Source organism: Mesorhizobium sp. M0659 (assembly GCF_040320605.1).
Taxonomy (GTDB): Bacteria; Pseudomonadota; Alphaproteobacteria; order Rhizobiales; family Rhizobiaceae; genus Mesorhizobium.
The window spans coordinates 28,772-51,439 of record NZ_JAMYPY010000022.1; the positions used below are offsets into that span (position 1 = coordinate 28,772).

Sequence of the window (22,668 nt, forward strand, 5' to 3'; positions counted from 1 at the left end):
GTGGCGATGCGGGGGTCAGCTCTGGATTCCGCCACGGCCCGGCGTCCCACGGCAGCCCGAACCTCGATAATCGAGGCGGGTGGTTCCCAGCTTGTATCCCGTGCCGGCCTGATGGATCCGGATGGCACCAACGACGTTGCGTCCCTATATGCACAAATGAACACAGGCTCCTCGAGAAGGGAGCTGTTGAACCCCTCTTCAGAGACAGCTTGTCATGACGTCACCTGCGACTGCTGAACAACCCCCGGTCATTCAGATGGGGCTTCCCGCCCTGAGCAACAGCTATGGGCAACTGCCGGAGCGCTTCTTCGCGCAAACAGATCCGAAGCCGGTGTCCGAACCGCGGCTGATCCGGTTCAACCGGCCCCTCGCCGAGGAACTCGGGCTCGATGCCGACCAGCTTACCAGCCCGGATGGAGTGGCGATGCTTGCCGGCAACAGATTTCCGGAAGGCTTGCAGGCAATCGCCCTGGCCTATGCGGGCCACCAGTTCGGAAACTTCGTGCCTCAACTCGGCGACGGGCGCGCTCTGCTGCTTGGCGAAGTAGTGGACGTCAACGGCATTCGCCGTGACATCCAGCTGAAGGGATCGGGACCCACGCGGTTCTCGCGCAACGGTGACGGCCGCGCCGCCCTCGGCCCTGTCCTGCGCGAATATGTCGTCAGCGAAGCGATGGCGGCGCTCGGCATTCCGACGACGCGAAGCCTTGCGGCGGTGCTCACCGGCGACCCGGTCTATCGCGAGGTCCGGCTGCCCGGCGCCGTCCTGACACGGGTGGCGGCAAGCCATATCAGGATCGGCACGTTCCAATATTTCGCCGCGCGCCACGACACCGAGGCGCTCAAGATACTGGCCGACTATGCCATTCGGCGTCACTTCCCACAGCTGGCGGGGGAAGCACGGCCGTACCGGGCTTTGCTGGAGGCCGTTGTCGCCGCACAGGCGGATCTGGTGGCGCGCTGGATGCTGGTCGGCTTCATCCATGGCGTCATGAACACCGACAACATGTCGATCTCGGGCGAGACGATCGACTATGGTCCATGCGCCTTTATGGACGCCTATGACCCCAGCGCGGTGTTCAGTTCGATAGACCGCGCCGGCCGCTATGCCTATGCCAACCAGCCTCGTGTCGCCACATGGAACCTTGCGCGCTTTGCCGAGACCCTGCTGCCGCTCATGAGCACGGACGAGAATGAAGCAGTGTCTGAAGCGGAAGAGGTGCTGAGGTCGTTCCAGGCCTCCTATGAGGCTGTGTTGCAGCGCGGCTTCCGCAGAAAACTCGGACTGCTGACCGAAGCGGAAGGCGACTTGCAGCTCGCTGCCGACTTTCTGGACGTGCTGGCTCACGGCGAAGCGGACTTTACGCTCGGCTTTCGGCGCCTGGGCGATGACCTCGACGCTGCGGACGGCCAAGGCACGGCGCGGCAGTTGTTTAAGGATCCAGGCTCATTCGATGCCTGGTCGGCGCGGTGGCGCCAGCGCATTGCAAGCGAAGCAGCCGACACGGCCACGCGCCGGGCGGCCATGCAATCCGTTAATCCCAAATTCATCCCCCGCAATCATCGCATCGAGGCGATGATCCAGGCGGCGTTGGGCGGCGACTTCAGACCGTTCGAGGAGATTCTGGCGGTCGTCAGCCGTCCCTTCAATGAGCAGCCGGGAATGGAACGCTATGCTGAGCCGCCACGCCCGGATGAGCGCGTCCTGCAGACATTCTGCGGTACATGAAACATTCGTGAGGGTCGCTTAACATGTGCAAATGCGGAAGACCCATAGCAAGCTATCGTCACGAGCACTCTCGTAGGGGCTGAGCTATGACGATCATAGAATTGGCATTCGAATTGCTGGCACGGAAGCTCGTAGACCGTACCGGAATATCAGACGAAGATGCTCGAGACCTTGTCGCTGCCATGGGAGCTGACTGGTCATCGCTCGTGCGAGCAGCGAGGGCGATCAAAGAGACTTAGGTCTTTTGACGTCGTTTTAGCTGCAGGCAGATAGGACCTGAGGCTGCTGCCGCGATCCAGGCGCGACACCGCACTCGGGACCGACCATGTCAGCAACGTGGTCAAGCACTGTATTTCGGTCGCTCCAAATTGACCGGTACAACACGCTGCTCTCCTGAAAGCCACTGCAGCCCGCTACGCAAGTCGCCGGAAGCTCGCAATAAACTGCGATAGCAGCCCAGGCTTAGGATTTATATTGCAGGCCCGCCCCACTGGCGGGGCGACGCGGGCGGGCCGCTGCCGTTCCTTGAAATCCGCGTTGGGAGTCAGATTCCGTCGGCACCGAAAAGCACAGGTGCTGACGAAGCAGACGGAACTTCCCCCCACGATCACGGTTTTGAGTCACGATGCCAACCCAAGGAGATGCAGATGTCGAGCAAAATGCCGCCCGTGCCGCCTGAGAACCAGAGCCAGAAGGGTCGAGGAGAAGGGCGACAGGTTAGCCACGATGATGCCCAGCACGGCACTCACGGAGCGCCGGATCCGGAGCGCCAAGGGCAGCAAGCCAACACCAAGGTCAACACCACTCATCAGGGCCGTCAGCAGGATCGGTGATCATGTCCACATCGAAGAAACACCCGAACACGATCCGGCAGGGCGGGCCAGGCGCATCGCACGAGAACGCCAGAAAACCCCTGCAGGTCAACAAACCCCCGGCGGATGAAGACCGTCGATCCAAAAGCCGAGTTTCAGGGGGTGGCGGTGAAAAGGACAGTCATCATTCGCACAATCCAGCCAAGAAGGGTAGCAACAGTTGAACCCACGCCTTGTGAATGATTGTGCTAAAGCGCGCCGCGTGTGCATGTCATTGTCTCACAACCGAGCCATTTTTTGAGTGACATGCATTAGCCGGACCAGGGTGAGGATCGGCGAGTCCAGACGCCCGGAAAAAACCGGAGGCCGTGGGCCCGCACCACTGGCGGAGCGATGCGGGCCCGGCCAAGGGTTACGGCCCTCGACCAGCAGCGAGGGGCTCGCTGCCGCATCCAGAACAAGCCCCGTAATTTCAGGTTCCGCTTATATACAAAAAAGCCGGCCACCTTTCGGCAGCCGGCAAGTTCCAACAGAACAAGGGAACGTGCACTGATGGGGCAGTGCAACGACCGAAGTGTTTCGAGGCGACGATGTTCCACGGCAAATCCACGGACTCGCCGTTTCGATCTACATTGGCCGGATGGAAAGATCTTTGACGATCTCCCAAGTTCTGGGTGAGCCCAGTCCGACGTGTGGCGCCCGGTCTGCGCCTTTGCTCCCTATGCGGCCAGCAAGCTCATCCTTGAAGAATGCCCGCCGCGACTGCCGCGCGCGTCAACACCGGCGTGCAATTGGTCGAGCGCGCGGCAGACCGGGGACGCGTCAAGTCGAGCGTCGGTCGACGTAGGTGTAGACGCCGGCCCCAATGGCGACCGCGCCGACCGTGATCACGATCGATGGCGCGCCCATCAAACTGGCAAAGACCGCCCAGATGAGGGCGATGACGATAGCGCCGAGTGTTCCCAGGATCAGTCTCGGCATTGTCTACCCCTCCACGTTCGGGCCGCCTGTGGATGGTCGTCACCCACCGGTCATGCGAAACGCCGCATGAAAGCACAGTGTGGCCCATGAGGTGAAGGGCCGCGCCGGAATACTCCGGTGCGGAAAAGATGATGCCCGCGCCGCCAAAGCCCGGGTGTTCAATAGCCAAATGGCTGGACCGGCGCCTAGCGCCTCAGCGCGTGGACTTCCGCCATGCTTTCGCCGCCCATCGGCAGGGCCATGTCATCATCGAGCAGCCGGGTGATGCGGGCAAAGCCCGTAAACGCCTTCCTGCCTGCTTCGGCCGACATTCTGCCCGACAGGGCCGCGGAGCAGCAATTCACGGCGCACTGATACACAGGCCCACGCCGTCCCAATGGCCATTTCTGCAAAAAGACCATCGCTTCGGCAACGCTATCGACTTCCTCGACGGGGTGTCCCTGCCCGCGCGCAATGCGCACGGGCGTAAAGAAATGCAAGCGGTCCATTTTGTTCTCTCCCTGGTCGGCCGCAGCGCGAACCAACCCTACTAAATTCGCGGATGGCGCGTTTGTTCCGCTTATTGCAAAAAAATCTGCGCTGGTGGGCTTGGGTTGCCGACGCCCGCTTTTGTCCGGAACGTTAGGCCGGCTGATGCATTTCGCTCTCGTGATTGCCTTGAGGGACACGTTCAAACCATGCGCATAGCCCATGTCGCCCCTTTGCACGAATCGGTGCCACCCCTTCTCTATGGCGGCACCGAGCGCATCGTTTCCTATCTGACCGAAGGGCTGGTCGAACTCGGCCATGAGGTGACGCTGTTCGCCAGCGGCGACAGCCGGACGTCGGCCAGACTGATACCAGGTCGCGAACGCGCGCTACGCCTCGATCCGCGTCCACTGAAATCGGACACGGCGGCGCATCTTGCGATGCTTGCCGATGTGAGGAACCGAGCCCACGACTTTGATATCATTCATTTTCACCTCAGTCATTTCCTGCATTTCTCGTTCTTCGAGACCATGCCGGACAAGACGGTGACGACGCCGCATGGCCGGCTCGATTATGTCGACCTAGCGCCAGCCTATGAGCGTTTTCCGCGCTTTCCGCTGATCTCGATCTCACACAGCCAGAAGACCGGGCTTGCGAATGCCAATTGGCTGGCCACCATCCATCACGGGCTGCCGACGGGTCTCTATAAGCCGACCTTCGAGACGGCGGCGGGCGAACCATACCTTGCCTTTCTCGGCCGGCTTTCGCGCGACAAGCGGCCGGACCGGGCCATCGACATCGCCTTGCGCTCGGGCATGAAGCTCAAGCTGGCGGCCAAGATCGGCGACGATGACCGCGCCTATTTCCATGAGACGATCGAGCCCTTGATCGATGGCGACCGCATCGACTATGTCGGCGAGATCGCCGAGGGTGAGAAGACTGAATTCCTCGGCAATGCCGCTGGTCTGCTGTTTCCGATAGACTGGCCCGAGCCGTTCGGCCTTGCCGCGATCGAGGCGATGGCGTGCGGTACGCCAACCATCGGCTGGAACTGCGGTGCGTTGCCGGAAGTCATCGACCATGGCGTTACCGGATTTGTCGTCGATTCTCTCGATGCCGCTGTCGCCGCGGTGCCGGCCTTGCTGCAACTCGACCGGCGAAAGGTGCGCGCCGTCTTCGAAAGTCGGTTCTCCGCCAACAGGATGGCGCGCGACTATCTCACTGCCTATGCGCGTCTCATCGGCGCCCCGGCTGAATCGAAAGCATCGTGAACGACGGCGGACGTTCCGAGCCCGAAACAGAGATTTGTGACTGATGACCGAACTTGACGAGCGCAAGCTCGACCCTGCCGTGGCCCTTGCCTCCCTGGACGAAACCGCGCCGCGCGAGCCGCACCGGCTGTTTGCCCTAAAGCAAGGCGACTGTTTTGCCGTGGCCGATGCCTACGGCGATATCAGGGGCGCGGGCGACGGTTTCTTCCGTGACGACACCCGGGTGCTGTCGGAGTTCAGGCTCACCGTCGGCGGCCGGCAAACATCGCTGCTCGGCGCCTCGCTCAGCCAAGACAATGTGCTGTTCACCAGCAATTTGACCAATTTGCCGATGCAAAGCGTCGGTGGCCGCGACATCCCGCAGGGCGCCATTCATATCGAGCGCGTCAGGCTGTTGTGGCAGGACCGGCTGTTCGAGCGCATTACCCTTTCCAACTACAGCCAGGAGCATTCGGCAATCCGCGTCTCGCTGCATTTTGCCGCCGATTTCCGCGACATGTTCGAGGTCCGCGGTTCGACCCGGCCGAAGCGCGGAATGGCGCATGCAGCGGAGATCGAGCCTGCCTCGGTGCTGCTGCGCTATGACGGACTGGACGGGCTGGCGCGGGTGTCGGCGATCTCGTTCTCGCAGCCGCCGGACCAGCTGAGCGCCGAGCGCGCGGATTTCCTCATCGCAGTGACCAAGCGCAGCAGCAAGATGCTTTACGTCGAGGTCGGCGCGGAACTGACCAAAGCGCCCGACCGCGACCGCTTCCGGGCGGCCGCGGCGCGCGCCCGTTTCGGCATGCGGGCCAAGCGCCGCCATGGCGCGACGGTGCACAGTTCGGGCCGCGTCTTCAACGATTGGGTCGAACGCGCCCGCGCCGATGTCGCCTTGCTGACCACCGAGCTGTCGACCGGCCCTTACCCCTATGCCGGCATCCCCTGGTTTTCGACGGCCTTCGGCCGTGACGGCGTCATCTCGGCGCTGCAGATGCTATGGCTCAACCCCGGCCTGGCGCGCGGCGTGCTTGCCTTCCTCGCCCAGCACCAGGCGACCGAGACATCGCCTTTCAGCGACTCGCAGCCCGGCAAGATCATGCACGAGACACGCAAGGGCGAGATGGTGGCGCTGCAGGAGCTACCCTTCGGCCGCTACTATGGCGGCGTCGATACCACGCCGCTCTACATCCACCTCGCTTGCGCCTATGCCGAGCGCACCGGCGACATGGACTTCATCGCCAGCCTGTGGCCGTCTCTCTGCGCCGCCGCCAAGTGGACGGAAGAGGCGAGCCGCGCAACCGGCTTCGTCACCTATCAGCGCGCTGCCGAATCCGGCCTTGCGAACCAGGGCTGGAAGGACAGCTTCGACTCGGTCTTCCACGCCGACGGCCGCATTCCCAAGGGGCCGATCGCGCTGGTCGAAGTGCAGGGTTATGTCTTCGCCGCCTTCAGGGGCCTTGCCGCTCTCGCCCGCCGCCGGGGCGAGTTCGCGCAGGCCGAGCACTGGGAAAATCGCGCCGAAGAGATGCGGATCGCCGTCGAGCGTGATTTCTGGCTGGACGATCTCGGGTTCTATGCGCTGGCGATCGACGGCGCCGGAGAGCCGTGCAAGGTGCGCACCTCGAATGCCGGACACCTGCTCTATGTCGGCCTGCCCGAACCGGCGCGGGCTAAGATGGTCGCCGACCAGTTGCTTTCGGCTTCCTTCCACTCCGGCTGGGGAGTGCGAACGCTTTCCGACGATGCTGTGCTGTTCAACCCGATGTCGTACCACAATGGTTCCATCTGGCCACACGACACGGCGATGTGCGGCGCCGGCCTGGCGCGGTTCGGCGAGCGTGACAGCGTGGTGCGGCTGATGAGCGGCACGTTCGAATCCGCCGTGCACTTCAACATGCGGCTGCCGGAACTGTTCTGCGGCTTTACCCGCTCGCCGGGTGAAGCACCGATCGCCTACCCCGTCGCCTGCCTGCCGCAAGCCTGGTCCGCAGGCTCGGCCTTCATGCTGATGCAGGCGTGCCTCGGTCTGGAAATCGACGGCTGGAACGGCGAAATCCATGTGACCCGACCCCGTTTGCCGATCGGCATCGATACGCTGACGCTCAGGCATCTGGGTGTCGGCGAAAAGAGGGTCGATCTTACCTTTCAGCGCGTCGGCGACCGCGTCGTCGCCTTTCTCGCCGACCGCCATGAAGGGCTGGTTCCGCTGATCGTGCGGACATGATCTGAACGGCCTTCAACGGGAACCGAACCCAGGGTTTGTGCGTTGCGAAAAACACAGGTTCTCACGGGCGATCGTCGGCTGCGAACACTCAAATCGAACCATGAAGAAAAAGGCCCTGACGGCCAAAATTGAGTTGGAATTGGAATGACTGATTATGGCATGGCCCTGCTCTGGGTCTTGATCCTTGCAAGCCTTGGCCTTTCGATTCTAGCCGTTCTGTTATCGATCTCCAGGCAACGTCGTAGCCATAGCTTGACGGTTGCACCGACTGCCGGCGAGGACGTCGCATCGGAAGCGACGCGCAAGGTTTTGCGGGAGTTCGAGAAGAATGGACAATCTCCCGACGCGGCGCTGGTGAACTGGTCGCCCGACACCTTGCGCAAGATACTTGCCGACGACCTGCCGGACGCGCAGGTCATCGTCGTCTCGAACCGAGAACCCTATATCCACAACATCAAGGACGACGGCGTCGAGCTTCTGGTGCCGGCCAGCGGCCTGGTGTCGGCCCTTGAGCCTATCACCCGCGCCTGCAGCGGCACCTGGATCGCCTATGGCGGCGGAACGGCGGATCGTCTGACGGTCGATAGCAACGATCGGGTTCAGGTGCCGCCGGACAATCCGTCCTATACGCTGCGCCGCGTGTGGCTGAGCGACGACGAATATCAGGGCTACTATCTCGGCTTTGCCAATGAAGGGCTTTGGCCGCTCTGCCATATCGCCTTCACACGGCCGGTCTTCCGTGCCTCGGACTGGGAGGCCTATGAGGCCGTCAACCGCAAATTCGCCGATATGGTGGTTGCCGAGGCGCGCAATGAGCGGCCGATCGTGCTGGTTCAGGATTACCATTTCGCGCTCCTGCCGCGCATGATCCGCGAGCGCCTGCCGGAGGCGATCATCATCACCTTCTGGCACATCCCGTGGCCGAACTCCGAAGTGTTCAGCATCTGCCCATGGCGCGAACGCGTTCTTGATGGACTGCTCGGGAGCTCGATCATCGGCTTTCACACCCAGTTTCATGCCAATAATTTCACTGAAAGCGTAGACAGGTTCCTGGAAAGCCGGATCGAGCGCGCCGACGCCGCGATCTCGTATGGCGGGCGGACGACACTGGTGCACGCCTATCCCATCTCCATCGAATGGCCGGCCGAACTCCTGGCCAAACTGCCACCGGTCGAGGAAAGCCGCGCCCGCCTGCGTGAGCGGTTCGGCCTGTCGGCGGACGTCAAGCTGTGCGTCGGCGTCGAGCGCCTGGACTACACCAAGGGCATCCTCGACCGCTTCCATGCGCTGGACGAATTGTTTACGCGCCACCCCGAGTGGATCGGCAAGGTAGTGTTCCTGCAGATTGCTGCCCCAAGCCGCGGCACGCTGCCGGCGTACCAGCAATTGCACGATGAATGCCTGCGTTATGCCAACGAGCTCAACCAGCGCTACGGTCATGACGGCTACAAGCCCGTGGTCATGGTGGCTGAGCACCATTCGCAGCAACAGGTCTATGAGATCTATCGCGCCGCCGACATCTGCATGGTCACCAGCCTGCATGACGGCATGAACCTCGTAGCCAAGGAATTCGTCGCCGCGCGTGACGACGAACAGGGCGTGCTGTTGCTCAGCACGTTTGCCGGCGCGTCGCGCGAACTACTGGAAGCACTGATCGTAAATCCTTACGACGCGGCGATGATGAGCCAGGTGCTGTTCCAAGCGCTGACCATGTCACCGGACGAACAGCGCGAACGCATGCGCCCGATGCGCGAAATAGTGCGCGACAACAATGTCTTTCGCTGGGCCGGCAGCATGCTGCTCGATGCAGCGCGCCTGCGCAAACGCGGCGACCTCGAAAGAGCGACAAGTGTCGCCGAGCGGCCCGCAAACACCGGCAGCAACATCGTCTCACTGTTCGACCGCATGCGGAAGGTGGCGTCATGAATAGCCTGTCGAAAGCACCGGGCCTGCCAACCGCACCCGACCTGACGGAAGGACAATGGGCGCTTTTCCTCGACATCGACGGCACGTTGCTGGAGCACGCCGCGCACCCCGACGCCGTGTCCGTCAGCGACGAACTGCGCAACCTCCTAGGCGCCGTCGACAAACGGCTGGACGGCGCCGTCGCCTTTATCACCGGCCGCTCGGTCGAGGGCGCCGACCGCCTGTTTCATCCGTTGAAGCTGCGTGTTGCCGGTCTCTATGGGCTGGAACACCGGCTGACGCCGGACGGCCCGGTCGTTACCGCGGATGCTCCCGCCGATATCGCTGCCCTTGCCGACGCCATCGAGGCCGAACTGGATGACGGCCTTGTTCATATCGAGCGCAAGGGTCCGATCCTCGCCATCCATACGCGTGCGGCGCCGCATCTGCTGGCCAGGGCAACGCATCTTGTCGAACAAGCTTTGACCGAGCTTCCCAAGGGCTATCGGGTTATCCCGGGCAATGCCGGCGTCGAACTCATGCCGCTCGAAGCGGCCAAGGGCGCTGCCGTGCGGCGTTTCATGGCAATCCCGCCCTTTGCCGGACGCCGGCCGGTCTTTCTCGGCGACGACACCGCCGACGAAAACGGTTTCGAGGCGATCAACGAGGCCGGCGGCATCTCGATCCGGGTCAAGCAGCGTGGGCCGACCGTGGCCCAATACAGGCTCGATGATGTCACCTGCGCGATAGCTTGGCTTGCCGCCAATTTCGACGCATCACCGGCCCTCAACCGCAAAGCGTCCTGATCCCTGCCGCCTGCGGGTCGAATCAAGATCGCCGCGTTTGCGCCGACCTTCGCCAAAAGCCGATCGATAAGCGCTGTTCTCATTGAATATCTTTAAGGCCAAAGCCGGCAAATGGATTGCTTGCCGGTTCCCCTGCGTCAGGCATAACCTGCGCAGTCGACGCGCGAGGGCGCGTGCGGCATCAAGGGAGGGACATCGCAGTGACCATACAAGGCGCATCACCTGATCTATACAATGAGGATCTGGCTCCGGCCAAAGTCCGAAACTGGGGGCCGTTCTCGATCTTCAACGTCTGGACGTCGGACGTCCACAGCCTCTGGGGCTATTATCTCGCCGCAAGCCTGTTCCTGTTTTGCGGCGGCTTCGTCAATTTCATCATCGCCATCGGCATCGGTTCGCTGATCATCTACGCGCTGATGAACATGGTCGGCTATGCCGGCGTGAAGACCGGCGTGCCCTACCCCGTGCTGGCGCGCGCGTCCTTCGGCATCTGGGGCGCCAACATTCCGGCCCTGGTGCGCGCCATCGTCGCCTGCTTCTGGTACGGCGCGCAGACGGCAGCGGCATCGGGCGCGATCGTGGCGTTGCTGATCCGCTCGCAATGGTTCGCCGATTTCAACGCCAACACGCATTTCCTCGGCCATACGGGTCTGGAAGTGATCTGTTTTGTGGTCATCTGGGCACTGCAATTGCTGATCATCCAGAACGGCATGGAAACGGTGCGCCGCTTCCAGGATTGGGCCGGCCCGGCGGTGTGGGTGATGATGTTGATCCTGGCGATCTATCTCTGTGTAAAATCCGGGAGATTTGCCTTTACCAGCGACATCCCGATGGATGTGCTGCTCGACAAGACAAAGGATGCCGGCGTACCCGGAACCCCCGGCTCCTGGACGTCGCTGTTTGCGGTGGCGGCGATCTGGGTCACCTATTTCTCGGCGCTCTATCTCAATTTCTGCGATTTCGCCCGCTATGCCCCAGACAAGGCATCGCTGCGCAAGGGCAATATCTGGGGCCTGCCGATCAATCTCATCCTGTTCTCGCTGGTCGCCGGCGTGACCACCATCGCTGCCTTCGATGTGTATGGCGAAGTGCTGCTGCATCCCGACCAGATCTCGGCGAAATTCGACAGCTGGTTCCTGGCAGCGCTTGCAGCCCTGACCTTTGCCGTGGCGACGCTCGGCATCAATGTGGTGGCAAACTTCGTCTCGCCGGCCTTCGACTTCTCCAACGTCTTTCCCCGGCAGATCGACTTCAAGAAGGGCGGCTATATCGCGGCCGTGATCGCGCTGGTGCTCTATCCCTTCGCGCCGTGGGAAGGCAGTGCCGCATCTTTCGTCAACGTCATCGGCGCGACGATGGGGCCGATCTTCGGGGTGATGATGGTCGACTACTATCTGATCCGGAAGGGCGAGGTCGATGTCGAGGCACTGTACCGCGAAGATGGCGAGTTCCGCTTCCAGGGCGGCTGGCACGTCAACGCCTTCATAGCCGCCGGCATCGGCGCCATCTTCTCCTCGGTCCTGCCGAACTTCACGAACCTGCTACCGGCATGGTGGGGCGTTTATGGCTGGTTCTTCGGCGTCGGCATTGCAGGGGTCATCTACTACGTCCTTCGCACCGCCGCCCTTGGCGCAGGGGCCAGGACGGCGAAGGCGTGAAATGAGAGATAGGGAGTAGTCAGTAGTCAGTAGGGAATAGTATAACCCCTACTCCCTACTCCCTACTCCCTACTCCCTACTCCCTACTCCCTACTCCCTACTCCCTACTCCCTACTCCCTACCATCTCAGCCAACCTCCGCACCGTGTTCCAGTTGCGTGCGGTGCCGATGCCCATGCGCTTGTGGTTCATGGCAGCGAGCAGCCGCGAGCTTGGCCGCTCGCGCGAAAAGACGACCCAGATGTCGCCGTCGACCGAAGCCACCTTCTCGTCCCCGGCGGCATAGGCCTGGAGCGCGGCCACACTATCCGCTGGCGCCGGCTTGCGCATCACCCGCACAGCCACCTGATCGCCTGCCTCGGCAGAGTCGGCCGGGAATGGATTGCCGGCGGCAAGTTTCAGCCAATCCTCGGCAGTGCGCACGATGATGACGACATTGCGGCCGAAGGTTTTTTCGAAGGCCGTTTCCAACTGCTGTTCCAGCTTGGCGATGCCGGTCGCCCGTGTCTCGAAGACCAGATTGCCGGTCGCCACCAGGGTGCGCGGGTTCTTCAGCCCAAGCTGTTCAGCCATCGCCTTGAGGTCGGCCATGACGACCCGGCGGCCTTCGCCAAGGATAATGCTGTAGAGCAGCGCAACATAGGTCTGCATCAACTGCGAAACCCCGCCCGTGGCCCTAGACCAGTCGCGACTGATCCACCGCGGCCGAGATGAAGCTGGCGAACAGCGGATGCGGCTCGAGCGGCCGGCTCTTCAGTTCCGGGTGATACTGGACGCCGATAAACCAGGGATGGTCGGGATATTCGACGGTTTCCGGCAGCACACCGTCGGGCGACATGCCGGCAAACACCAAGCCGCAATCCTCAAGCCGCTCCTTGTAGTCGATGTTGACCTCGTAGCGGTGGCGATGGCGCTCGGAAATCTGGGTGTCGCCATAGATGTCGGCGATCTTCGAACCCTTGGCGAGTTCAGCCTGATAGGCGCCGAGCCGCATGGTGCCGCCGAGATCGCCGGTTTCGCGGCGCTTCTCCAGCATGTTGCCCTTCAGCCATTCGGTCATCAGGCCGACGACCGGCTCGTCGGTCGGACCGAATTCGGTCGACGAGGCGTGTTCGACGCCGGCCAGCGAGCGCGCCGCCTCGATGCAGGCCATCTGCATGCCGAAGCAGATGCCGAAATACGGCACCTTGCGCTCGCGGGCGAATTTCGCCGCCAGGATCTTGCCTTCCGAGCCGCGCTCGCCGAAGCCGCCGGGCACCAGGATGCCATGCACCTTTTCCAGCCACGGCGTCGGGTCTTCCTTCTCGAAAATCTCGCTCTCGATCCAGTCGAGCTTGACCTTGACGCGGTTGGCCATGCCGCCATGCGACAAAGCCTCGATCAGCGATTTGTAGGCATCCTTGAGGCCGGTGTATTTGCCGACAATGGCGATCGTCACCTCGCCTTCCGGATTGTGGATGCGGTTGGACACGGCCTGCCAAGGCTCCATGCGCGGCTTCGGCGCCGGATCGATACCGAAGGCGGCCAGCACTTCCGAATCGAGCCCTTCCTTGTGGTAAGCCATCGGCACGTCATAGATGTGGGGCACGTCGAGCGCCTGGATGACGGCGCTCTCGCGCACATTGCAGAACAGCGACAGTTTTCTGCGCTCTTCCTTGGGGATAGCGCGGTCGGCGCGGACCAGCAGGATATCGGGCGCAATGCCGATGCCGCGCAGTTCCTTGACCGAATGCTGGGTCGGCTTGGTCTTCAACTCGCCGGCCGTCGGGATGTAAGGCATCAAGGTCAGGTGGACATAGACGGCGTTGTTGCGCGGCAGATCGTTGCCGAGCTGGCGGATCGCCTCGAGGAACGGCATCGCCTCGATATCGCCGACCGTGCCGCCGATCTCGCACAGCACGAAATCATAGTCGTCATTGCCGTCGAGGACGAAATTCTTGATCTCGTCGGTGACGTGCGGAATGACCTGCACGGTGGCGCCGAGATAGTCGCCGCGCCGTTCGCGCTCGATGATGTTCTTGTAGATGCGGCCGGTGGTGATGTTGTCCTGCTGATTGGCCGAGCGGCCGGTGAAGCGCTCGTAATGGCCAAGATCGAGATCGGTCTCGGCGCCGTCATCGGTGACGAAAACCTCGCCATGCTGGTAAGGCGACATCGTTCCGGGATCAACATTGAGATAGGGATCGAGCTTTTTGATGCGTGCGCGATAGCCTCGCGCCTGCAAGAGAGCCCCAAGGGCCGCTGCAGCGATGCCTTTTCCAAGTGAGGAAACCACGCCGCCTGTGATGAATACATATCGCGCCATGGGAGTCATCGCTTAACGCGGCCGAATTGATTCCGCCAGAGAAAAAACCGCCGCTGAGGTTTTTTCCAGAGAAGGCGCGATAGTCCCGAGGTTCGAGACCGGTGTTTTGGTCAAAACAAAAGGGCCGGCAAAAGCCGGCCCTTTCGGCAGGTTTGTGAAAGCGTCAGATGATGACGACCTTGGTGCCGACCCTGACGCGGCTGTAGAGGTCCATGACGTGCTCGTTGATCATGCGGAAGCAGCCATTGGAGGCGCTGGTTCCGATCGACTGCGGCGCGATGGTGCCGTGGATGCGCAGATGCGTGTCCTTCTTGCCGTCGTAGAGATAGATGGCGCGGGCGCCGAGCGGGTTCTGGCCGCCGCCGGGCATGCCGTCCTTGTACTGGCCATAATGCTTGGGTTCGCGCTTCTGCATGTCGAGCGTCGGGATCCAGCGCGGCCATTCCTGCTTGTCGCCAACGGCAACCTTGCCCTTGAACTGCAGGCCTTCGCGGCCGACCGCGATCGCATAGCGGCGGGCGGTGAAAGCCGATTCGACGAGGTAGAGGCGGCGCGCGCTGGTATCGATGACGATCGTACCCGGCTCATAGCCGCTGAATTCGACGTCCTGCGGCACGAATTCCGGCTTCACCTTGAACTGTTTCTTGGCTTGCCGCTTGGCGAGAGCCTGGTCGAGCGCGCGCGTTTCGGGGAGATAGGCAATCGACGAGGCAGAGGACGTGCCGCCGAACAGGCCGGCGAACAGTCCGCCACTCGTCGGCTTCTGGCCCGGGGCCTCGCTGCGCAATTCGCCATTGTTGCCGGTCAGCGCGATATTCATCGCTTCGGCCGGAAGCGGTTCAGCCGATTCGATCGGCTCGATCGGCGCGATCGGGTCAACCGGAGCGATGATCTTGGTGGTCTTCTTGCCTGGCTTGGCGTCGGCAACCACGACCGGCTTGCCCTTGCTTGCCAGGAACGCCTGGCGCTGGGCATCGGCCCTGGCTTTCGCCGCATCGCGCATCGCCAGCTTGCGGGCCTCGAGCGCCTTGACGCGGGCGAGATCCCTGTCGGCGGCGATCTTGTCTTCGAGCTTGTTGATCTGAGCCAGATCATCCGGGCTCGGGTTTTTCTTCTTCTTGAGAAGCTTCAGCTGCGTCGCATCGCTCTTGGCGGCGACGTTGATGACAGCGGTTTTGCCAACCGCCTGCGGTGAGGTCATTGCCGGAGTGCCGGCGAAGGCCGCGGAGCTCATGCCGAATACGGCACAAAACCCCATGAAAATGAAGCTGCGAAGCTGCATGGCGAAGATCCGATCGTTCAATGCTTGTTGCCCACGGCGTCGCCCGGCGCCCCCCAAGGGCGCAGAAAGTGCCGCCGGCAATCTATAATCGAAGTGGCGTACGGGCCTCAAGCACGGGGTGCGGTCGAATCTTCGTGATCGTGTGCCATTTGCCGCGACTGTGTTGAAACAACAACAGATCGCGGCATCCGACCCTACCGACTACTGGTTCGGAACCTGCGGCGTGACCGGCAAGGTAACGCCATTGGTAGCCGGCGGCGCAGCCGAATCGGTTGCAGGTGGCGTCGCCGGAGATGGAGCCGTCGCCGGGGCCGTGGTGGCGGGCGGCGTGGCGGCGCCGTTGGCCGCGGGCGCGGCCGGTGCGGTGTTGCCCGAAGGCGGCGTCGGCGCCGTCGTGCCGGGCAACTGATTGAGCACGCCGTTGCCGCTGTCGGCCGGCACGCGGTCGAGAATGTCGATCGGTTTTTCGCCATAGCGGGCAACGATCGAGAGTGTCAGCGACGTCACGAAGAAGGCGGCGGCCAGGATCGCCGTCGCCCGCGTCAGCGCATTGGCGGCGCCACGCGCGGTCATGAAACCGGAACCGCCGCCAATGCCGAGACCACCGCCTTCGGAGCGTTGCAGCAGCACCACGCCGACAAGGGCGAGCACGACCATGAGATGGATGACGATCAGTACGGTTTCCATATTTTATCCTGGCAAGCCCTGCCGCTCCCTGGCGATCAGGGCCGGTGATTTTGAGGCGGCTCCATACAATGCTTTAACGGCATTTCCAAGCCCGTGGCCGGAATATGGGAAGCAATGCGCCCTTTGCAACGATTTCCGCCGAACTGCTGCGTTCATAAGTCTATGACCGAACTAGTCGGCAACGAAATTCCGGGGCCTATGCGATATTCTGGTATGCCTCGGCGATGGCGAGAAAGTCGGACGCCTTCAGGCTGGCGCCGCCAACCAGCGCGCCATCGACGTTTTTGACGCCCAGCAGTTCGACTGCGTTGGACGCCTTGACCGAGCCGCCATAGAGAATGCGCATCTTGCCGGCCACGGCTGCGCCGAGCGCTTCCGCCAGTTTTTGGCGGATATGTGCGTGCGCCTCCGCCACGTCTTCGGCGGTCGGCGTCAGGCCGGTGCCGATAGCCCATACCGGCTCGTAGGCGATAACGGTGTTGGCGGGCGTTGCACTCGGTGGCACCGAGCCGGCGACCTGCCGCGACAACACGTCGAGTGCTGTGCCCGCTTCGCGCTCCGCCTTGGTCTCGCCGATGCAGATAATGGCGACGAGCCCTGCCCGCCACGCCGCCGAGGCCTTGGCGAGGACGATGGCATCGTCCTCGCTGCGCTGTTCGCGGCACTCGGAATGGCCGACAATGACGTGGCTGGCGCCCGCATCCTTCAGCATCTCGGCTGAGACACAGCCGGTGAAGGCGCCGCTTTCCTTGATGTGGCAGTCCTCGCCACCAGCCCGCACCGGCGTGCGCGACAGGATTTCGACGGCGCGCGACAGCAAGGTCGCCGGTACGCAGACCAATGCTTCGGTCTCGGCGTCGAGCCCGCTCATGAAGCCGTTGCCGATCATCCTGAGCTCGTTCAGCGAAGCGCTGGTGCCGTTCATTTTCCAGTTGCCGGCAACGAGCGGTCGAATTCCTGGCGTCATGGGGATCTGGTTCTCCGGGCGACATTGGGGTCTCGCCCTCCCTATCAAAATCAGGCCACAAAGCAATCGACAGTGAGCCGGAAGGGCGCTATTGCGCTTGTTTCAGACTCGGGCGCACGCAAAACTGCGCAAAAATCGGAAGTAACAATGCTTGGTATATTAAGAAGCGCGGCAGGGACCTGGGTCGCGAAAGCCCTGCTGTCGCTGCTGGTGTTGAGTTTCCTTGCCTGGGGCGTCACCACGCGGATGACGGGCGGCTTCCTGGCCGGCCATCATGCGGTGATCACCGCCGGCAGCACCACCGTGTCGATCACCGAGTACCGCCTAGCCTACGATCGCCAGATCGCCATGCTGCAACAGCAGATCGGCCAGCGCATCAGCCGCGACCAGGCCAAGGCCTATGGCATCGACAACCAGGTGCTGGCTCAGTTGGTGTCCGGCGCCGTCCTCGACGAACAGGCGCGCAAGCTCGGGCTTGGCTTCTCCAAGGACAGGCTGGCCGAACTGACGCGGCAGGAACCCGCCTTCCAGGGCCCGAATGGCCAGTTCGACCGCCGGCTGTTCGAATCCCGGCTGCGCGAACTGGGAATGCGGCCGGAGGATTATCTGAAGAACCGGGCTCAGGTGGCGGTGCGCCAGCAGATCGTCGAAGCGGTTTCGGACGGCCTCAAGGCTCCGGACACCTTCTTCAAGGCAGTTGCGCTCTATCGGGGCGAAGACCGCACCATCGACTATCTGATCTTGCCAAAGGCGTTGGTCGAACCGATCGAGGCCCCCTCCGACAGCGTGCTTCAGGCTTATTTCGAGTCCAACAAGAAAACCTACGCGGCGCCAGAATACCGCAAATTCTCCTATGTCCGGCTCGAGCCCGAAGACATCATGGATGTCAGCGCCGTGACCGACCAGCAGGTCAGCGACGACTACAACAAGAACAAGGGCCGCTACACCACGCCGGAAATGCGCACCATCGAACAGCTGGTGTTTCCTTCCGCGGACGCCGCCAAGGCGGCATCCGATTCGCTGAAGACGGGCGCCACTTTCGACAAGATCGTCACCGCGCAGGGCAAGACCCCGGCCGACACGCTGCTCGGCACGCTCTCCAAGGATAAGATCACCGACAAGGCGGTCGCCGATGCCGCATTCGCGCTTGCCGTCAACGAAGTCAGCCCGGTCGTCCAGGGCGCGTTCGGTCCGGTGCTTTTGCGCGTTACCGAGATCAAACCGGAGACGGTGAAGCCGCTGGCGGAAGTGTCAGACCAGATCCGCAAGGATCTGGCGCTTGGCGAAGCAAGCCGCATCCTGCTCGACGTGCACGACAATTACGAAGACACCCGCGCCGCCGGCAGCACGCTGGCCGAAGCCGCCGCCAAACTCAAGCTCAAGGACGTTACCGTCGAGGCCATAGACCGCACCGGCCTCAAGCCGGACGGCACCATCATCAAGGACCTGCCGGCATCGCCGGACCTCATCAAGGCGGTGTTCGAGGCCGAGCCCAACACCGAGAATCAAGCCCTGACCACGCCTAACAACGGCTTCGTGTTCTATGAACTGACATCGATCACGCCGGCTCGCGACCGCACGCTGGACGAAGTCCGCCAGCGCGTGGTGGCGGACTGGACGACAGAGGAAACGACCAAGCGGCTGACCGCGAAAGCAGACGAACTCGACAAGCGCCTCAAGGCTGGCACCACACTCGACGTCATCGCCGGCGAACTGAAGCTTGAAAAGCAGACCAAGCGCGGCGTGAAGCGCGAGGCCGACGATGTCGATTTCGGCAAGGAGGGTGCTGCTGCGATGTTCGGGGTCGGCGAAGGCGGCACCGGGCTGATCCCCTCGCCCATCGGCGACGGCCAGATCCTGTTCAAGGTCGCCGAAGTGTTCGAGCCGGCCGGAGCCGACGCCAGCTCGGTACCCGACGATGCGCAAAAATCCTTCACGCAAGGCATGTCCGACGATCTGCTCGACCAGCTGGTGGCGCAGTTGCAGACGCAGTACGCCGTCAGCGTCGACCAGGCCGCCGTTTCCCAAGCCCTCGCCCAATGAATGGCCTTAGCCCAATGAACGTCTTGGCCCAATGAGCGCCCTGAAGACCCATATCGCCAAGGTCGCCACGGGAACCGGGCTTACCTTCGAGGAAGCGCGCGAAGCTTTCGACATCATCATGTCTGGCGACGCGACGCCGGGCCAGATCGGCGGCTTCCTGATGGCGTTGCGCGTGCGCGGGGAGACCGTGAGCGAGATTTCCGGCGCCGTCGCCACCATGCGTGCCAAGATGCTGCGCGTCGAAGCTCCTGAGGGCGCCATCGACATTGTCGGCACGGGCGGCGACAATTCGCATTCAGTCAACATCTCGACCGCTTCGGCCTTCGTCATTGCCGGCTGCGGCGTGCCGGTCGCCAAGCACGGCAATCGCGGCCTGTCGTCGCTGACGGGCGCTGCCGATGTGCTGGTCGCGCTCGGCGTCAAGATCGATATCCTGCCAGAGGTGATCGGCCGCTGCATCCAGGAGGCCGGCGTCGGCTTCATGTTCGCGCCGGCGCACCACCCTGCGATGAAGCATGTCGGCCCGACCCGCGTCGAGCTCGGCACGCGTACCATCTTCAACCTGCTCGGACCGCTGTCCAATCCGGCTGGCGTCAGCAGGCAGATGGTCGGCGTGTTCCTGCCGGAATGGATCGTGCCGGTGGCCGAGACATTGAAGGCGTTGGGCACCGAGCATGCCTGGGTGGTCCATGGGGATGGCTATGACGAAATCACCACCACCGGCGAAACGCAGGTGGCGGAACTGGCCGGCGGCGAGATCCGCCATTTCACGCTCACCCCGGAAGCCGTCGGCCTGCAGCGCCACACCAAGGACGAGTTGCGCGGCGGCGACGCCGCCTACAATGCCACGGCGTTGCGCGACATGCTGAGAGGTGCTGCCGGGGCCTATCGCGATACGGTGCTGATGAACGCCGGCGCCGGCATGGTGGTGGCCGGCAAGGCGACGACGCTTGCCGACGGCATGGCCGCGGCCACACAGGCCATCGACAGCGGCCGGGCGCTGGGCGTGCTCGACAGGCTGGTCGAGATTTCGAACGGATGAGCCGTGGCTGACATTCTGCGCAAGATCGAGGCCTACAAGCGCGACGAGATCGCGGCGGCGAAGGCGCGGATACCGTTGGCCGAGATCAAGGCGCGAGCCAAGGATGCCGACGCACCGCGTGGCTTTCGGAGGGCGCTTGAGGCGAAGCGCAGATCGGGCAGCTTCGGCCTGATCGCCGAGATCAAAAAGGCAAGCCCATCCAAAGGCTTGATCCGTGCCGATTTCGACCCGCCCGCACTGGCGCAGGCCTATGAGAAAGGCGGTGCCGCCTGTCTTTCGGTGCTGACCGATGCGCCATCCTTCCAGGGCGCGCCGGAATTTCTCACCAATGCACGGAAGGCAGTGTCCCTGCCCGCGCTGCGCAAGGATTTCCTGTTCGACCCTTACCAGGTCTACGAGGCTCGCGCATGGGGCGCCGATGCCATCCTGATCATCATGGCCAGCGTCGATGATGCCTTGGCGAGCGAATTGGAAGCGACCGCGTTCGAACTTGGCATGGACGCGCTGATCGAGGTGCATGACGAGGCCGAGACGCAGCGCGCGGTAAAACTCTCGTCGCAGCTGATCGGCATCAACAACCGCAATCTCAGAACATTCGAGACCAGCCTCGAGACCTCGGAACGGCTGGCATCGATGGTGCCGGGCGGCCGATTGCTGGTTAGCGAGAGCGGAATTTTCACCCACGACGATTGCTTCAGGATGCAAAAGACCGGCATCAGCACCTTCCTCGTCGGCGAGAGCCTGATGCGGCAAGAGGATGTCGCTGCGGCAACGCGGCTGCTTTTGACAGGCAAGGCGAAAGCAGAGGCCATCTGAGGATGGCAGCCGCCCTCACCCATCTCGGCGCCAAGGGCGAGGCCAACATGGTCGATGTCGGCGAGAAGGCGGAGACGACGCGCACGGCGGTCGCCGAGGGCTTTGTCTCGATGCGGGCCGAAACCCTGAAGATGATCCTCGACGGCGACGCCAAGAAGGGCGATGTGCTGGGTACCGCGCGCATTGCCGGCATCATGGCTGCCAAGAAAACGCATGAGCTGATCCCACTCTGCCATCCGCTGCTTTTGACCAAGGTGTCGGTCGACATCGAACCGGACACCACGCTGCCCGGCCTCAGGGTCACCGCGCTCGCCCGCGTCACCGGCAAGACCGGGGTCGAGATGGAGGCGCTGACCGCGGCATCTGTCGCGTGCCTGACCATTTACGACATGGCCAAGGCGGTCGACCGCGCCATGGTGATTTCCGGTATAAAGCTGGTGGAAAAGACCGGCGGCAAGTCCGGCGGCTACAAGGCGGGTTCGTAAATGGCGCTGGTTCCAGTCGCCGAGGCGCTTCAACGCCTACTCGACGGCGCTGTGGCGTTGCCCGGTGAAAGCGTCGCGCTGGCGGATGCGGCCGGCCGGGTGCTGGCGGAGCCGGTCGTGGCGCTGCGTACCCAGCCGCCTTTCAATGCATCTGCCATGGACGGCTATGCCGCACGGGCGCAGGATGTGGCGACCCTCCCGGCGAGGCTTTCGGTGATCGGCACGGCGCCTGCAGGGCGCGGCTTTGACGGCGCTGTCGGCAAGGCGGAAGCCGTGCGCATCTTCACCGGCGCGCCGCTGCCTGAAGGCGCAGACACCATCGTCATCCAGGAAAATGTTCGCGATCTCGGCGGTGGCCGGATCGAGGTCACCGAACCGACGGCGAAGAACCGCAACATCCGCCGCCTTGGACTGGATTTTGCCCAAGGCGACGTGCTGCTGGAGAAAGGCCGCGTGCTCGATCCGGCTGCATTGTCGCTGGCGGCGTCGGCCAATCATCCCCGGTTGAACGTGGTGCAACGGCCGCTGGTCGCCATCATCGCCACCGGCGACGAATTGCTGCCACCGGGCAGCGAACCTGGCCCCGACCAGATCATCTCGTCCAACGCCTATGGCGTCGCTGCTGTGGCGCAGTCGGTCGGCGCCCGCGCCCTCGATCTCGGTATAGCGGCCGATCGCAAGGAAGCGATCGCGGCGCTGGTGAAAAAGGCGGTCGATGCGAAAGCCGACGTCATCGTCACGCTCGGCGGCGCCTCGGTCGGCGACCATGATCTCGTTCATGACGTGCTGACCGGCGAAGGCATGAACCTCGACTTCTGGAAGCTCGCCATGCGCCCGGGCAAGCCGCTGATGTTCGGGCGGCTGGGCGATATCAGGTGCATCGGCCTGCCCGGCAATCCGGTGGCGAGCCTGGTCTGCTCGCAATTGTTCCTGAAGCCGCTGTTGGCGCAGCTCGGCGGCCGTCCCCACCGGCAGGACATCCGCCAGGCTCAGCTTGGCGCCGCGATGCCGGCCAATGATCTAAGGCAAGACTATGTGCGCGCCGTGGTCCGGGAAGAAGCCGGCGCATTGGTGGCGACACCATTCGGCATCCAGGATTCCTCGATGCTGAGAATGCTGGCCGACGCCAACGGCCTGATCGTGCGCGAGCCCTTCGCTCCGGCGGCAGAAGCAGGCGCCGCTTGCAGCGTTCTGATGTTGCGCTGA

At 63.0% G+C, this 22,668-nt stretch carries 20 protein-coding genes; 13 read left to right on the forward strand and 7 right to left on the reverse strand.

From position 1 onward, the window contains the following. The first annotated feature begins 256 nt into the window (after window positions 1–256). The 3 genes from NKI31_RS26370 (at window position 257) to NKI31_RS26380 (ending at window position 2,765) form a co-directional block, all read left to right on the forward strand. Entirely contained in the window at window positions 257–1,729 is a 1,473-nt protein-coding gene (locus tag NKI31_RS26370; RefSeq protein WP_352652930.1) for a protein adenylyltransferase SelO, read from the forward strand. 647 nt (window positions 1,730–2,376) lie between these two features. After that, on the forward strand, window positions 2,377–2,562 hold the full coding sequence (locus NKI31_RS26375; RefSeq protein WP_023688550.1) for a hypothetical protein: 186 nt from the start codon (window positions 2,377–2,379) through the stop codon (window positions 2,560–2,562). A 2-nt stretch (window positions 2,563–2,564) separates the two neighbouring features. After that, complete coding sequence (locus tag NKI31_RS26380) at window positions 2,565–2,765, forward strand: hypothetical protein (protein ID WP_081725396.1); 201 nt, start codon at window positions 2,565–2,567, stop codon at window positions 2,763–2,765. A gap of 598 nt (window positions 2,766–3,363) precedes the next feature. Here NKI31_RS26380 and NKI31_RS26385 read toward each other — a convergent pair. Together NKI31_RS26385 and NKI31_RS31870 are read right to left on the reverse strand one after the other, a co-directional pair. Next, complete coding sequence (locus NKI31_RS26385; RefSeq protein WP_023672685.1) at window positions 3,364–3,522, reverse strand: hypothetical protein; 159 nt, start codon at window positions 3,520–3,522, stop codon at window positions 3,364–3,366. Between the two features lie 185 nt (window positions 3,523–3,707). After that, window positions 3,708–4,214: a DUF982 domain-containing protein gene (locus NKI31_RS31870; RefSeq protein WP_502899201.1), complete on the reverse strand. Its 507-nt coding sequence runs from the start codon at window positions 4,212–4,214 to the stop codon at window positions 3,708–3,710. On the opposite strand from NKI31_RS31870, the gene NKI31_RS26395 reads away from it, so the two are divergent. The 5 genes from NKI31_RS26395 to NKI31_RS26415 all read left to right on the forward strand — a co-directional run bounded on the left by NKI31_RS26395 (window position 4,200) and on the right by NKI31_RS26415 (window position 11,836). Further along, window positions 4,200–5,261: a glycosyltransferase family 4 protein gene (locus NKI31_RS26395; RefSeq protein ID WP_023724402.1), complete on the forward strand. Its 1,062-nt coding sequence runs from the start codon at window positions 4,200–4,202 to the stop codon at window positions 5,259–5,261. The two genes, NKI31_RS31870 and NKI31_RS26395, sit on opposite strands and share 15 nt — an antisense overlap. Before the next feature lie 43 nt (window positions 5,262–5,304). Beyond that, on the forward strand, window positions 5,305–7,467 hold the full coding sequence (locus NKI31_RS26400; protein ID WP_352652931.1) for an amylo-alpha-1,6-glucosidase: 2,163 nt from the start codon (window positions 5,305–5,307) through the stop codon (window positions 7,465–7,467). Between the two features lie 144 nt (window positions 7,468–7,611). Next, a complete protein-coding gene (locus NKI31_RS26405) occupies window positions 7,612–9,393 on the forward strand; it encodes an alpha,alpha-trehalose-phosphate synthase (UDP-forming) (RefSeq protein WP_352652932.1) in 1,782 nt (593 codons plus the stop codon). After that, window positions 9,390–10,178: a trehalose-phosphatase gene (gene otsB, locus NKI31_RS26410; RefSeq protein ID WP_352652933.1), complete on the forward strand. Its 789-nt coding sequence runs from the start codon at window positions 9,390–9,392 to the stop codon at window positions 10,176–10,178. The genes NKI31_RS26405 and otsB overlap by 4 nt, the downstream gene beginning before the upstream one ends. 200 nt (window positions 10,179–10,378) lie before the next feature. Then, window positions 10,379–11,836, forward strand: coding sequence for an NCS1 family nucleobase:cation symporter-1 (locus NKI31_RS26415; RefSeq protein WP_023688556.1), 1,458 nt, complete (start codon window positions 10,379–10,381; stop codon window positions 11,834–11,836). 104 nt (window positions 11,837–11,940) lie between these two features. Here the strand turns inward: NKI31_RS26415 and NKI31_RS26420 are convergent, their stop codons facing one another. From NKI31_RS26420 to tpiA, 5 genes are all read right to left on the reverse strand, one after another. Next, the gene (locus NKI31_RS26420; RefSeq protein WP_352652934.1) at window positions 11,941–12,486 is read right to left on the reverse strand and encodes a DUF1697 domain-containing protein; all 546 of its coding nucleotides are present in this window, start codon (window positions 12,484–12,486) and stop codon (window positions 11,941–11,943) included. A 25-nt stretch (window positions 12,487–12,511) separates the two neighbouring features. Beyond that, window positions 12,512–14,149 carry a CTP synthase gene (gene pyrG / locus NKI31_RS26425; RefSeq protein WP_081725397.1) on the reverse strand — a complete coding sequence of 546 codons (1,638 nt, stop codon included), beginning with the start codon at window positions 14,147–14,149 and terminating at the stop codon, window positions 12,512–12,514. A gap of 154 nt (window positions 14,150–14,303) precedes the next feature. After that, window positions 14,304–15,422, reverse strand: a complete 1,119-nt coding sequence (locus NKI31_RS26430) for a L,D-transpeptidase (RefSeq protein ID WP_352652935.1) — start codon at window positions 15,420–15,422, stop codon at window positions 14,304–14,306. A gap of 201 nt (window positions 15,423–15,623) precedes the next feature. After that, window positions 15,624–16,109, reverse strand: a complete 486-nt coding sequence (gene secG / locus NKI31_RS26435) for a preprotein translocase subunit SecG (RefSeq protein ID WP_352652936.1) — start codon at window positions 16,107–16,109, stop codon at window positions 15,624–15,626. Window positions 16,110–16,305: 196 nt separating this feature from the next. After that, window positions 16,306–17,076: a triose-phosphate isomerase gene (gene tpiA, locus NKI31_RS26440; protein WP_023671052.1), complete on the reverse strand. Its 771-nt coding sequence runs from the start codon at window positions 17,074–17,076 to the stop codon at window positions 16,306–16,308. 147 nt (window positions 17,077–17,223) lie between these two features. Between tpiA and NKI31_RS26445 the strand changes: the two genes are divergently transcribed. From NKI31_RS26445 to NKI31_RS26465, 5 genes are read left to right on the forward strand one after another with little or no spacing between them, the layout of a single operon-like run. Beyond that, on the forward strand, window positions 17,224–19,119 hold the full coding sequence (locus tag NKI31_RS26445; RefSeq protein ID WP_352652937.1) for a peptidylprolyl isomerase: 1,896 nt from the start codon (window positions 17,224–17,226) through the stop codon (window positions 19,117–19,119). 31 nt (window positions 19,120–19,150) lie between these two features. Beyond that, window positions 19,151–20,161 (forward strand): anthranilate phosphoribosyltransferase, encoded by a 1,011-nt coding sequence (gene trpD, locus NKI31_RS26450; RefSeq protein ID WP_023684712.1) that lies wholly within the window; start codon window positions 19,151–19,153, stop codon window positions 20,159–20,161. A gap of 3 nt (window positions 20,162–20,164) precedes the next feature. Further along, on the forward strand, window positions 20,165–20,977 hold the full coding sequence (gene trpC, locus NKI31_RS26455) for an indole-3-glycerol phosphate synthase TrpC (RefSeq protein WP_023684711.1): 813 nt from the start codon (window positions 20,165–20,167) through the stop codon (window positions 20,975–20,977). A gap of 2 nt (window positions 20,978–20,979) precedes the next feature. Next, window positions 20,980–21,462: a cyclic pyranopterin monophosphate synthase MoaC gene (gene moaC / locus NKI31_RS26460; RefSeq protein WP_023738722.1), complete on the forward strand. Its 483-nt coding sequence runs from the start codon at window positions 20,980–20,982 to the stop codon at window positions 21,460–21,462. Beyond that, window positions 21,463–22,668 carry a molybdopterin molybdotransferase MoeA gene (locus NKI31_RS26465; protein WP_023806111.1) on the forward strand — a complete coding sequence of 402 codons (1,206 nt, stop codon included), beginning with the start codon at window positions 21,463–21,465 and terminating at the stop codon, window positions 22,666–22,668.

Coding starts and splice junctions, on each gene's coding strand:
- moaC (WP_023738722.1), top strand. CDS start 20,980: ATGGCAGCCGCCCTCACCCATCTCGGCGCCAAGGGCGAGGCCAACATG.
- NKI31_RS26445 (WP_352652937.1), top strand. CDS start 17,224: ATGCTTGGTATATTAAGAAGCGCGGCAGGGACCTGGGTCGCGAAAGCC.
- NKI31_RS26400 (WP_352652931.1), top strand. CDS start 5,305: ATGACCGAACTTGACGAGCGCAAGCTCGACCCTGCCGTGGCCCTTGCC.
- NKI31_RS26380 (WP_081725396.1), top strand. CDS start 2,565: ATGTCCACATCGAAGAAACACCCGAACACGATCCGGCAGGGCGGGCCA.
- NKI31_RS31870 (WP_502899201.1), bottom strand. CDS start 4,214: ATGGGCTATGCGCATGGTTTGAACGTGTCCCTCAAGGCAATCACGAGA.
- NKI31_RS26370 (WP_352652930.1), top strand. CDS start 257: ATGGGGCTTCCCGCCCTGAGCAACAGCTATGGGCAACTGCCGGAGCGC.
- pyrG (WP_081725397.1), bottom strand. CDS start 14,149: ATGACTCCCATGGCGCGATATGTATTCATCACAGGCGGCGTGGTTTCC.
- tpiA (WP_023671052.1), bottom strand. CDS start 17,076: ATGACGCCAGGAATTCGACCGCTCGTTGCCGGCAACTGGAAAATGAAC.
- secG (WP_352652936.1), bottom strand. CDS start 16,109: ATGGAAACCGTACTGATCGTCATCCATCTCATGGTCGTGCTCGCCCTT.
- otsB (WP_352652933.1), top strand. CDS start 9,390: ATGAATAGCCTGTCGAAAGCACCGGGCCTGCCAACCGCACCCGACCTG.
- NKI31_RS26395 (WP_023724402.1), top strand. CDS start 4,200: ATGCGCATAGCCCATGTCGCCCCTTTGCACGAATCGGTGCCACCCCTT.
- NKI31_RS26430 (WP_352652935.1), bottom strand. CDS start 15,422: ATGCAGCTTCGCAGCTTCATTTTCATGGGGTTTTGTGCCGTATTCGGC.
- NKI31_RS26420 (WP_352652934.1), bottom strand. CDS start 12,486: ATGCAGACCTATGTTGCGCTGCTCTACAGCATTATCCTTGGCGAAGGC.
- NKI31_RS26385 (WP_023672685.1), bottom strand. CDS start 3,522: ATGCCGAGACTGATCCTGGGAACACTCGGCGCTATCGTCATCGCCCTC.
- NKI31_RS26405 (WP_352652932.1), top strand. CDS start 7,612: ATGACTGATTATGGCATGGCCCTGCTCTGGGTCTTGATCCTTGCAAGC.
- trpD (WP_023684712.1), top strand. CDS start 19,151: ATGAGCGCCCTGAAGACCCATATCGCCAAGGTCGCCACGGGAACCGGG.
- NKI31_RS26375 (WP_023688550.1), top strand. CDS start 2,377: ATGTCGAGCAAAATGCCGCCCGTGCCGCCTGAGAACCAGAGCCAGAAG.
- NKI31_RS26465 (WP_023806111.1), top strand. CDS start 21,463: ATGGCGCTGGTTCCAGTCGCCGAGGCGCTTCAACGCCTACTCGACGGC.